A 13,254-nucleotide genomic window follows, 5' to 3' on the forward strand; every position below is an offset into this window, starting at 1 on the left:
CAGCTAATAGTGTTATGAGCAAGTAGCAAAGCGGATTGCGAATATCCGCTTGACTATGCAGAAATTTTGTCTTAAAATCTTTTACATTCATTTTACCGTATTATGATTTGTGATTTACAACCTTGTGTTAATATCTGTTTTGTACAGGAAATACATGAGAAACATAACACAGGGAGGAAAGAAAATCATGAGAAAATCAAGATTATTTATGTCAGCAGCCGCAGCCTGTCTTGCAGGTACAATGGCGGTGACAGGTTTTGCAGCAACAGAGCATTGGAATGATAATTCAGGAAAGAAAGCAATCTCGGATGAGTGGTCACAGTGGAAAACAAAGTGGGAGACCATAAAGACAGATTATGAAAAAGTTTCAATGGTACCCGGTGCAGATGCAACAAAGATGAATTATGGATGGTACTCCAAAACACAAGATGAAGCAAAAGTCCGTGTTTCAACAAATCCGGATATGTCAAAGACAACAGAGAAAGATGGAAGTAATACATATTCAGAAAATTATAAAGAATTTACAGGAACATCAAAGGAATATAAAAAGATTGATGATGTGACATACTATGCAAATAAAGTTACGATAACTGATTTAAAAGAAAATACTACATATTACTATCAGTGTCTTGTTGATGGAAAATGGACAGCAGCAAAGAAATTTAGAACAGGAGATACTTCAGATTTTAGTTTCCTTTATGTTGGTGATCCACAGATTGGAGCATCTAAAGGACAGACACCGACAGAGGGTTCAGAGGCACAGTCAGAAAGTATTGCAGCGAGAAATGATGCGTTTAGCTGGAATAAGACTCTTACAGCGGCGATAAGTGACCATTCAGATATTGACTTTATCGTGTCAGCCGGAGACCAGATAAACAATACAGGTGATGATAATGGACAGGAATATGAATACGCAGGATTCCTTTCAGCAGATGTGCTTGTAAATGTTCCGGTTGCACCGACTATCGGTAATCATGATTCAAAATTTGCAAATTATCAGAATCATTTCAATGTGCCAAATGCATATACGGAAGAAAAAGATGCAACACCTGCCGGAAATGATTATTACTACACATATGGCGATGCATTATTTATCGTTTTAAACACAAATAATTACAATTGTGCAGACCATGAAGCTCTTATCAAAAAAGCAGAAGCAGCCGCTCCTGATGCAAGGTGGAAGATAGTGACATTCCATCATGATATCTATGGTTCAGGTTATGACCATTCAGATTCGGACGGTATAGTGCTTCGTACCCAGCTTACCACACTTCTTGACAAATATGATATAGATGTTGTACTTCAGGGACATGACCATACATATTCAAGAAGTTATATGCTTACGAGTGATGGAAAAGCACATACGGCATACACAAAGGAAAATGTAAAGAATGAATATCTCAATGTAAAAGACGGAAAGACAGATGACACTGCCGCACTTGAGTCTAAACAGGATTATCTTAATCAGAACCTCTGCTATAAGATAGTAGACAAAACACAGGGTACGATAAATAATCCTGAAGGTGTACTTTACATGGAAGCAAACTCTGCAACAGGAAGTAAGTATTACAATCTTATCTCTACCCAGCAGGATTATATCGCCGATAGAAGCCAGACATGGACACCGACATATTCAGTAGTGAATATTACAAAGGATTCATTTACAATAAATACTTATGATGTAAATACAGGTGATAAGATTGACAATTCATTTACTATCACTAAGAAAAAGGAAACTAACAATAATAACACGGTAAAAAGCATTAAACTTAATAAGACAAAAGCAACTTTAAACAAAGGTGACAAGATTACACTTAAAGCTACAGTCACACCTTCGGATGCGACAGATAAAAAAGTGACATTCTCATCATCAGATAAAAAAGTTGCTGTGGTTTATTCAAAAGGTGTTGTAACTGCAAAGAAAGCAGGCAAAGCAACTATTACGGCAAAAGCAGGCACGAAAAAGGCAAGCTGTAAGATTACCGTAAAATAAAAAAAGATTAGAATAGGCAGGCAGATTAGAAAAAATCATCTTTCACTAGTGGAAGATGGTCTGCCCGGAGGCATATAGCAGATGAAATTGAAACCATTAGATTTAATAAAATATATAGTACCTGTACTTTTTATTATTGCACTTGGCATATTTCTTATAAAATGGAGCGATGTTGATAAAGTTGATCTTGTGTCAAATAAATCTCAGGAATTTGAAAAAGCAGTTGTTACTGAGGTTATAACGGACAATCTTCAGGAGGACGGAAGCAGGGTTGGAAATCAGGAGGTAAAGGTCAGGTTTTTGAGTGGAAAGAGAAAAGGTCAGGTTGTTAAAGCTGTGAGTACGAACGGCAGTCTTTACGGAGCGACATGTTATGAGGGGATGAAAGTTGTTACACTTACAAATCAGTCAGGGGAAGTGACAGTTACATCCGTATACAGTTTTAACAGAGAGCCATATATATATGGATTTATTGGTTTGTTTTTCTTATTGCTGTGTATCGTAGGAGGAAAAAACGGTGTTAAAGCTGTGGTGGGTCTGGTTATCACATTCATACTTGTATTATTGTTTTTGTTCCCGGCAATATACAGGGGGATGAGTCCGGTAAATGCTGCAGTGATAACGGTAATACTTACTACGATAATAACGATATTTGTACTTACAGGTTATACAAAAAAATCGCTTGCAGCTATTTTAGGAACGGTATCAGGGGTTGTAATCTCAGGAATTGCTGCATGGCTTTTTGGAAAGATATCGGGTATATCAGGATACAATGTAAGCAATATAGACAGTCTTGTATCTGTTGCAAACTGTACTAACATAAAGATAGGAGACCTGTTGTTTGCGGGCATTTTGATATCATCACTTGGAGCGGTTATGGATGTTGGTTTATCTGTTGCATCTACCATAACTGAAATACATGATGTAAATCCTGAATTAAATGTAAAAGAATTGTTTAAGAGGGGAATGAATGTAGGAAAAGATATGATGGGTACGATGGCAAATACGCTTATACTTGCATTTGCTGGCGGTTCGCTTAGTGAGCTTTTGCTGGATTATGCATATAACCTCCCGTATCTCCAGATCATAAATTCGTATACGATAGGTATAGAACTGATGAGGGGAATAGCGGGAAGTATAGGCATTATCCTTACAGTACCTCTTGTATCAATGTTTGCGTCAGTGCTTATCAAATTTAGACTTGTCAAATTTATTAACAGCCCTGTCGTAAGTGAGGATACCGTTTAGTTCGTTTTCGACATCGGAGAGCTGTGTGTAAATGCTTGCACAAAGTCCTTGTGGGATAAGGGCAGAAATTTCTTTTTCTCTCTTTTCATATCGTTTTTTTAATTCACTATAATTCTTACAGGCACCATAACCGTAACATCTGTATGCGGCGTTATGGTGCTTTATTGTCTGTGTATAACCGCCGTATTCGGTAAGGGCATATGCACGCTTATCTTTCTTAAAAAGACGGAGTGGGAAAAAGTAGTTATGTATGCTTTTTATGTCACCGCCGCCTTGGTCGAACCAGCCGCTTGCCTGGTCGATAAGTCTTGTACTGTCGGTTCTTCTTACAAGTTTTGTAATTCGGTTTGTATCAAACTGTCCCCAGCCTTCGTTAAATATAACCCATGCTGCGATTGACGGATGGCCTGAGAGAGCATGTATCGTCTGCAAAGTTTCTCTTATAAATTCTTTTCTGCCTTTTTTAGAGTCCCTTGAAAAAAGATAGGTAAATTTATCTATGCAGGAAGTATCAAAAAAACTCATAAGAGTCGCGAGGTAAGTCACAAACCAAGATTTGTATTTAGAACCGCCATTGACCATATCCTGCCACACTATCATGCCGAGTCTGTCGCAGTGATAGTACCAGCGGTCACTTTCTATTTTAATATGTTTTCTAAGCATATTGAAACCGAGAGATTTCATCGTCTTGATATCGTATATAAGTGCTCTGTCACAAGGGGCAGTATAAAGTCCGTCAGGCCAGTAGCCCTGATCTAAGACACCTTTTTGAAAGATAGGTTTGTGGTTCAGGCATATGCGTGGAATGTCAGACTTATCTCTTTCTATCGTAAAAGTGCGTAGTGCAAAGTAGCTTTCAGCATAATCTTTTCCCATGCTGATTGAAAAGGTGTAGAGGTATGGAGTGTCGGGAGTCCATGTTTTTATATCAAGTCCGTTAAGTGGTATTTCAATGAAAGTGTCACTGATTCCGTAATATATAAACGGAGCGTGGGGACTATCTTTATATAATTCGTTGTGACTGCCAGTTGTTTTTCTATTGTTGGTTATTTTAGTAATATCAGATACTTTAAAGTTTTGGGTGTTTTTTGTAGTATCAGATACTTTTAAGCTGTCGGTGTTTTTTGTAATATCATATATTTTTATGTTGTCGTTTTTTTGTGTACTGTTAGTTTGTGTTTTATTGTCAGATATATCTGTATATATATCAGGATTGTTGATACAGACCTTGATTTCATTTGTTTTTGTTAAGCTGTGTCTGTAAAAAGCTGTCTTATCACCTGATATTTTCGTATCGTTTTTTCTAAGCTGACATTTATTATGATTTTTTGGTGTTTCTGATATATGATAAGGATAATTTTCTGTATCATCTAAGTTTGTGACAATTTTAATACGCAGCACTTTTTTGTCAAGGTCTGGTTTGGCAATAATTTTTTTGATATAGGTTTCAGGTACATATTCAAGCCATACAGTCTGCCATATACCGCTTTGTGCAGTGTAAAACATTCCTTTTGGTTTAAGTGACTGTTTACCTCTTGCGTGATAGGAAGTGTCTGAAAGGTCTTTTACACGCACATTAAGTCTGAAAGAAGATTTTGTTTCAGTTCTTTTTAAAATATCGGTTATATCTGTTTCAAATGGAAGATAACCTCCTGAGTGGGAACAGACTTTTATCCCGTTTATATATACGCTGCATATCTGGTCAACAGCTCCAAAATGGAGTATAAAGCGTGAACCATCTGAAAGTCTGTTTATGTCAAAAGTGACAGTTCTTTCATACCATAAATATTCATCAGGTTTAAGCTGTCTGTTGACACCTGAAAGTGGTGCTTCAGGTGAGAAGGGAACGAGAATATCACCGTCAAAACGCACAGGTTTTTTATTTGAGGCTGTAAAAGCATATTTCCAGATACCGTTTAAGTTTATATAGCTGTCAGTGCCACGCTTTAAAAGAGGTCGTGGGTATTCGCTTAAAACATTATCTTTATCAATATTCTGTCCCCATGTTGTACAAAGTTTTTTGTGAAATCTGCTGTTGTTTTTCATACATATCTCCATTCATTGGTGTTATTGTATCACCATAATTTATAATTGAGAGGTGCTGTCATTTATCGGTCTTTGTGACAAGTTCTTCAGGCAGATATTTGAGTATCATTGCTTCAAGTTTTGGTGCTTGTACGGGTTTACTAAGATAGTCACTAAATCCGATGCCGATGTATTCTTCTTTTGCACCCATAATGGCATTTGCTGTAAGCATAATAACAGTTGTATCTTTGTTAGGATTTTGTTCAAGTTCCTTCATATGTTTATAAGTCTCAATACCATCCATATCAGGCATCATATGGTCTAAGAAAATGATATCGTATTTATTTTCTTTTATCATTTCAAGAGCCTCAGGACCTGACATTGCAGAGGCAACCGATATTTCAGTGCGTTTTAAAAGTGCTTTAAATACATTTATGTTCATTTTCACATCATCAACGACAAGGACTTTGGCGTCAGGTGCAGTGAACAAAGCCTTTTTCTTCTTTTTGTCGGGGGCTGCATTATATTTTTCTGAAATGTCACCAATCTTTAGGTCGGAAACGACTTTCTGAGGAATACTTACTTCAAAAACGGAACCCTTACCGTATTCGCTTGTAACTTTTATCCTGCCACTCATAAGTTCAGTAAGCTGTTTGGTTATTGCAAGACCGAGACCTGTGCCCTCGATATGTTTGTTCTTGTTTTCATCAAATCGTGAAAATGAGTCGAAAAGGTGTGGTATATTTTCCTGTTTAATGCCTATTCCTGTATCGGTTATGGTAAATGTTATTATTATGTTTTTAGTAGCTTGTGAGTCGGGTGTATTATTGTTATAAAGGTTAGATTCGTTTTCGATATCGATAGCTGCTGTAGTTGCTTTATTACTAGTTATGGCAGCAGTAGTTGTCTGTTCGGACATACCAACCTTTAATGTGACAGAGCCTTTCTCAGTATATTTTATGGCATTATTTAATATATTGACGATTATCTGACGTATCCGCACTTCGTCGCCATACAGTTTGGCAGGTAGATTTTTATCGCTCTCGACATTAAGTGCCAGACCTTTTTCTTTTGCTTTTCCAAGAAGCATATGATAAACATCATTGATAAGAGAGGAGAGGGCATAGTCACCTTGTACAAGTTCAAGTTTTCCTGTTTCTATTTTTGAAAAGTCGAGGATATCATTTATAAGTGACAAAAGTGTCTGGCTTGCCGATTGAATATTGCCGGCATATTCGAGTATATCTTTATCGGTGCTTTCACGCAGTATCATAGTATCCATACCGAGTATTGCGTTTATCGGAGTTCTTATCTCATGTGACATATTGGCAAGAAAGACACTTTTTGCATTGGCAGCAGCTATTGCCTCAGCCTTAGCTTTTTCGGCTTCCTCATTTGCAATGGTAAGTTCCTGATTCTTTTCCTCAATGACCTGAACCTCCATCTCCATATGTCGTGCATTTTCAGCAATGCTGGCACTGTAACCGCGTATGACTTTTAATATATGTACAAATACCATAAGAAGTGAAAAGATAGTCATTCCAAAGCGGCTGTACTTGCCAAAATCACCGATATGGATAGTATATGTACGGATAAGGTCTGCAGCACTTCCGATTATAAAAGCTGACATTCCGAGAAATTCTATGATAAGCAGTTTGTCCCTTGTCTTACAGACAGTGCATATCAGTGAAAAGAGGATAGCCATTCCTGATATAAATATAAGAATATGTGATACAAAAGCCATATTCATAAAATCAAATATTCCAAGAATCTGCAATGTAAGCTGACATGCCACATTTGTGAGGGTAAGGAAAAGTAATACATAGAAGATTTTCTGAAACTTTTCCTCAAGATTGTTTATATAATACATCTGCATAAAAACAGGCCAGAGCATAAGCACAAGAAATACAAGGTTTGAGTAAAGCGTCTGGTTTCCGTAAAATATACTTAGTGATTTTGTCTCAATGGAAAAATAGATAGTTCCAAACACACACATAAAACCAAGATAACTTATACCGTCTTTTGTCTGCCTTGAAAATGCCTGAATAAAAGCGAGCATAAACAGGGTAATACCGCAGGCAAGTATAATAATGCACATGGCAAAATTACCAAGATTTGATTTGAGAAGGTTTAAGATTGATGTATCTCTTCTTGATATAGTTATACTTGTGATATTTGAAGCGTAATTATCGTAAGGTGATATCATTTCAATCTCAATCTTTCCCTCAGACAGATTTTCAGGAATATCAATAAAATTGGTGACACTGCCGGGAGTTTTGCCAAAAGGTCTTGAATCATTTACACCGAACTCATATATCTGTTTACCGTCTATCGTCACACGGAACTGTTTGTCGGCAGACAAAAAGGACATGGTCATACCACTGTATTTTTTAGGAATGGTATTGCTTAGTATTATCTTTTCACCGGCTTTTGATTTTTCACTGTATGGAAGTGATTTTATCTTTTTGGAAGAACCGTCCTCTCTTGTAATAGTCCATCCCGAATTGAAATCATAAATCTCGCCCTTTGAAAGAGTCATATTGTCAACATTTGAATTAGCAACAACGACCAAGAGAACGATTATCTCAAGAGCAAGAGCAAGCCATATAAGTTTTTTAAGTATTTTCATATCTCTCCTCGCATTTTTCTGACTGTGCAGGTGGCTGCATATAAAACTAGATTTAAGTGGTGCTGGTAGTGTATGTCGTTAGTCGTTTCATATGTGTATATGCAGCATTACTGTTATTGTTAGATATAGTATAATTTGAAATTGATTATATTGCAATTAAACATTTACAAAAATGGAAAATGACTTTCTGTGATGAAAAACGCCCAGATTAAAAAATCTGAGCGTTTTTTTGTTATGCAAGTGATTCGATAGAAGGATTTGCTATCTTATTCATAATACGGAAAGCGATATTTTCGCATTTCCATCCCCATGTTTTTGAAGCGGAATATTTTCGGTTAACTCCGTCAAAACCTGTTCCATTATAATACATCTGGCCCGGTTTGCTGTAATGGGTAGCAAGTCGTTCGGCTGTCATAAGAATATTTTTTTCTTTAGTGTTTGCATTGATGCCTTTGGCTGAATCGCTGTAAACACCAAGGCCTGTAAGATTGTTATCATTGACTGCACGTTTGCTCTTGCCCCAGCCCGATTCAAGAGCAGCGATAGAGGTCATTGCAATCGCATTTATACCATATTTTTTTTCTGCTCTGACAAATGCAGGAGCAAGTTCCTCAAGGGCAGTACCCTCAAGTGCTTTCTGTAAAGTTTTTGTGCTTACATTTGAAGGTTCAAATATATTTTTTGTGTTGATAGAAACAACAACATATTTGGCAGTAGTCTGCTGCACCTTTTTCTGACTTTTGATCTTTCTATGTATGCTTTTGATCTTAGCCTTATTTTTGATGATATCAGACTTGATAGCTCTCCTTGAATGTGTGATATTGTGTTTTATCGAAACGGTATCCATCAGAGAAGATATCTTTTCAAAATCTGGCAGGATGGATGAACCGGAAGCAGTAACAGCAGGCTGTGATGATGAAACTTCCTGTGTCAGATATACGCTGAGAGATGAGTCATATTGCTTAGCGTATGATTTAAGGGATTGTGAAGGTTCAAAAACACTTGAGACAGTAACAATGTTTGTTTCATTTTTACTGTCTTTTGTCAGTGTATTTATCGATGAAAGCTGCTTTCTTTTGGAAGTGATAACTCTTTTTGTGCGGTATGCCTTATACTGTGTTTCCTTGATATCAGAAGAAATACGGTTTAATTTTTTCTGAACATGTTCCATAGTAACGGTAACTGTTTTTCCGATAATAGGTTTAAAATGTTTTGGCTCTTTATTCTTAGTTTTCTTTTTGTCCTTTTTATCGGATTTTTTTGAAACTGTTTTTTGGGAATTTGTATTTTTTTTGCTGCTGTCAGAAGATGAAGTTTTTTTGTTGGTATGTTCTTTTTTTGGTTTTTTAACGGTGTCTGTTTTTTTATTATTTGTACTATCTGTACTATCAACACTGTCTTTGTCGGAAACTGAATCAGAACCATCGTTTGATGTATTATCGTCTGTAGCAACAGAATCATCATCGGATGTGTCTGCAGCCGTATCAATATCCTGAACTGTAACAGAGTTGACTGAAATATTACTATTTGCATGAACTACTGACAGAGAACTGATATGACTTGGAAATGTTACAGTAACTAAAGCAAAAACAGTACTTGTGACAAGGATCTTACATAATCCGTTTTTTGAAAATAGTCCTTTTCGCATAATAACCTCCTGAATAAAAAATGATTTTGAAAGAGAGTATACCATATTTCAATAAAAAAATCAAAAAAATATACAAAAGCAATACAAATAATATATAAAAATATGTACAATTTTACTGCTGTATAACTTGCTATTGCTATAAATAAAAATTTTAGCAAAAAAAATAAAATAATTGTTGACAAACTAATATATAGGGTGTATCTTATATGTGTTTGTAAAAAATAAATAGAATACTCTTATTCAGAGTGGCGGAGAGTGAAGGCTCTGTGAAACCACGGCAACCCCATAAAGGAAGGTGCCAATCTAAGCGAGAAATCGAACAATAAGAGGAGTTGAGATATATCAAGTCCATCGAGTTGTGTCGGTGGACTTTTTATTATGATATTAAGAATTTTATTCTTTTAGTGATATGTCGCTTTTTTCCTCAAAGATAAGAGTACAGTTGGTATCTTTGCACTGCCTGATACGGACTGAAATGTACAGAGCAGTGCAGAAAAGAGGATACGATGGAGAAAAGATTATTTACATCTGAATCAGTAACTGAAGGACATCCTGACAAAATAAGCGACAATATATCAGATGCGATTCTTGACGCACTTATGGAACAGGATCCAATGAGCCGTGTTGCATGTGAGACAGCTATAACAACAGATTATGTACTTATCATGGGTGAGATTACAACAAAGGCAAAAGTTGATTATGAGAAGATTGCAAGAGAGACAATCAGAGAGATTGGATATGATGCTGATGAGAAGGGATTTAACTGCGATACATGTAAGGTAAATGTACTTCTTGATTCACAGTCAGCAGATATTGCAATGGGTGTTGACAAGGCACTTGAAGCAAAAGAAAATCAGATGACTGACGAGGAGCTTGAGGCAATTGGAGCAGGTGACCAGGGTATGATGTTTGGTTATGCGACAAATGAGACAGAGGAATACATGCCTTATCCGATTGCACTTGCACATAAACTTACAAAGAAGCTCACAGAAGTACGCAAAGACGGGACACTTCCTTATCTTCGTGCAGACGGAAAGAGTCAGGTTACTGTTGAATATGATGAAAACGGAAAACCGGTTCATGTAAATGCAGTAGTTATCTCATCACAGCATGCAGAAGATGTTTCACAGAAACAGATTCATGAAGATATCCGTAAATATGTGATAGATCCTGTAGTTCCGCAGGAGCTCACAGATGAAAGAACAAAATATTTCATCAATCCTACAGGACGTTTTGTAATAGGTGGACCAAACGGAGACAGTGGACTTACAGGCCGTAAGATAATCGTAGACACATACGGCGGATATGCTCGTCATGGCGGCGGAGCATTCTCTGGAAAAGACTGTACAAAAGTTGACCGTTCAGCAGCATACGCAGCACGTTATGTTGCAAAAAACATTGTGGCAGCAGGACTTGCAGACAAATGTGAGATTCAGCTTTCATATGCTATTGGTGTTGCACAGCCTACATCTATTATGGTAGATACATTTGGAACAGGAAAACTTTCAGATGAGAAACTTGTTGAGATAATCAGAGAAAACTTTGACCTTCGTCCGGCAGGAATCATAAAGATGCTTGACCTTAGAAGACCAATCTACAAGCAGACAGCAGCATATGGTCACTTCGGACATAATGCACTTAACCTCCCTTGGGAACAGCTTGATAGGGTTGATGTATTGAAGAAGTATTTATAATTTTTATAGTATTAAATAGCAGATAAACAATATAAATTTCAACAAAAAGTGTGTCAGTCTCAAAAACCAGACCTGACACACTTTTTATCTAGTTAAAGCTAATTAAAATCCACTTAATTATCCATCCACATATCGCTCCCCAGCCGAGAATGGTGGTTATGATTCCTGACCGAAGGACGTTAGAACTGTGTCGGCATTTAGCGGGCGTGTTTTGCCCGCTTATGTACCGTTACGCAGTTCTTCGAGCGAAAGCGTTCCTGAGCGCAGAATCATAACCACCATTCTCGGCGTCCGTTTATCACCCCGACAAAAAAATAAACATTTGTCAAACCAGTACATTTCAGGTTATTATATTATTATATTTTGGTGAGGTGAAAGAAAATTGAAGATGATATTACCGAAACATGTTTCATATATTATTAGTAAACTTGAACAGGCAGGATATGAAGCCTACGCAGTAGGGGGATGTGTCAGGGACACACTGCTTGGCAGAAAGCCGCAGGACTGGGACATTACCACATCTGCAAAGCCACCTGAGATAAAAAAGCTTTTCAAAAAAACAATCGATACAGGTATACAGCATGGTACAGTTACAGTTATGCTTGATCATATCGGCTATGAAGTTACGACATACAGGATAGATGGTGAGTACGAGGATAACAGACATCCAAAACAGGTGGAGTTTACCGACAATCTCAAACTTGACCTCGAACGCCGTGATTTCACGATAAATGCGATGGCTTACAACGAGAATAGGGGGATTGTAGACGAATTTGGCGGTATTAAAGACCTCAAAGATGGTATAATAAGATGTGTGGGTGATGCCGGACAGAGATTTGATGAGGACGCACTAAGGATGCTTCGGGCTGTAAGATTTGCGGGCCAGCTTGGATTTGAGATTGAGGAAAAGACAAGAAAAGCTATCGTTGAGAGAGCGGCTCATCTTGAAAACATAAGTGCAGAGAGGATAAGAGTTGAACTTACAAAACTGCTTGTCTCAAAAGATGCAGGAAGGATAAGGGACGCTTATGATACTGGAATGACAAAGTATTTTCTGCCTGAACTTGATATAGCTATCGTGACAGAGCAGAAAAATCCGCATCATATATATACAGTTGGAGAGCATAGTATACATTGTGTTGAGATAATGAACTGTTTCTTTGGAGTTACTTCAGATAAGAAGATATATGATAATATACCAGAAGATGTATTGGACACAGCCAAAAGGCTTACTGCAGAGATGGATAAAAAACAGCAGACGGTACTCTGCATGGCGATGCTTTTGCATGATATCGCAAAACCTGTAGTAATGACTGTTGACAAAGATGGTATCGGTCATTTTTACGGACACCCGCAGGAAGGTGAGAAGATGGCGAAGAAGATCATGAGAAGACTTACCTTTGACAATGATTCGATATCAAAGACATGCAGGCTCATAAAATTTCATGATTACCGTATGGAAGACACAAACAGGGCTTTCAGGTGTGCAGTGTCAAAGATAGGTGCAGATATCATGAATATGCTTTTTCTTGTCGAGTATGCTGATGTGTTATCGCAGAGTGATAAGATGCTTGATGAAAAACTTTCAAAGATAAATTCCGGGGTTAAAAGGTTTGAATATATCGTTGAAAATGCACAGCCACTGTCTGTGAAAGATCTGGCGGTAACTGGTTCTGATCTGATAGCGGCAGGGGTAAAGCCGGGACCCAAAATGGGTGATATTTTGAAGAATATGCTTGATAAAGTTCTGGATGAACCTGAGGCTAACACAAAGGAAAATTTATTGGGATATCTGAAAACGCTTGATATATAGCAGTTTTATTTATGCTGGTCACGCTGTAGTTGTGGATGGTATTTTTTATATCTGAAAGGATGTAGTCTGCAGGCTCAAAGTGGATGATATATTATTTATGCAAAAAATATGGATGTATAGGGAAAATCTGTTGAGGACAGTCAGTAATTGTAGTAAAATGTTACTGTTCATATGAAGGGCATGGCACTAACTGTCAGGCTATGT

The 13,254-nt window shown here is 37.3% G+C and carries 7 protein-coding genes and 1 riboswitch; of the genes, 4 read left to right on the top strand and 3 right to left on the bottom strand.

The window, feature by feature from the left end:
• Window positions 1-187: 187 nt before the first annotated feature.
• Both KQI69_RS01890 and KQI69_RS01895 read left to right on the top strand, forming a co-directional pair.
• Window positions 188-1,993, top strand: a complete 1,806-nt coding sequence (locus KQI69_RS01890; protein ID WP_253288954.1) for a metallophosphoesterase — start codon at window positions 188-190, stop codon at window positions 1,991-1,993.
• Between the two features lie 81 nt (window positions 1,994-2,074).
• A complete protein-coding gene (locus KQI69_RS01895) occupies window positions 2,075-3,241 on the top strand; it encodes a YibE/F family protein (protein WP_216563592.1) in 1,167 nt (388 codons plus the stop codon).
• On the opposite strand, the gene KQI69_RS01900 is transcribed toward KQI69_RS01895, so the two are convergent.
• The 3 genes from KQI69_RS01900 to KQI69_RS01910 form a co-directional block, all read right to left on the bottom strand.
• Window positions 3,173-5,287 (bottom strand): glycoside hydrolase family 2 protein, encoded by a 2,115-nt coding sequence (locus KQI69_RS01900; RefSeq protein ID WP_253288955.1) that lies wholly within the window; start codon window positions 5,285-5,287, stop codon window positions 3,173-3,175. The genes KQI69_RS01895 and KQI69_RS01900 overlap by 69 nt on opposite strands.
• 58 nt (window positions 5,288-5,345) lie before the next feature.
• Window positions 5,346-7,895: a response regulator gene (locus KQI69_RS01905; RefSeq protein ID WP_216563593.1), complete on the bottom strand. Its 2,550-nt coding sequence runs from the start codon at window positions 7,893-7,895 to the stop codon at window positions 5,346-5,348.
• Window positions 7,896-8,127: 232 nt separating this feature from the next.
• Complete coding sequence (locus KQI69_RS01910; RefSeq protein WP_216563594.1) at window positions 8,128-9,543, bottom strand: glucosaminidase domain-containing protein; 1,416 nt, start codon at window positions 9,541-9,543, stop codon at window positions 8,128-8,130.
• Window positions 9,544-9,776: 233 nt separating this feature from the next.
• Window positions 9,777-9,872, top strand: a riboswitch (SAM riboswitch).
• A 177-nt stretch (window positions 9,873-10,049) separates the two neighbouring features.
• Between KQI69_RS01910 and metK the strand changes: the two genes are divergently transcribed.
• The gene (gene metK / locus KQI69_RS01915; RefSeq protein ID WP_216563595.1) at window positions 10,050-11,237 is read left to right on the top strand and encodes a methionine adenosyltransferase; all 1,188 of its coding nucleotides are present in this window, start codon (window positions 10,050-10,052) and stop codon (window positions 11,235-11,237) included.
• Window positions 11,238-11,625: 388 nt separating this feature from the next.
• Window positions 11,626-13,050: a CCA tRNA nucleotidyltransferase gene (locus KQI69_RS01920; RefSeq protein WP_371818701.1), complete on the top strand. Its 1,425-nt coding sequence runs from the start codon at window positions 11,626-11,628 to the stop codon at window positions 13,048-13,050.
• The last annotated feature ends 204 nt before the right edge of the window (window positions 13,051-13,254 follow it).

It is taken from the genome of Eubacterium sp. MSJ-13 (assembly GCF_018918235.1).
Classification (GTDB): domain Bacteria; phylum Bacillota; class Clostridia; order Lachnospirales; family Lachnospiraceae; genus Butyribacter.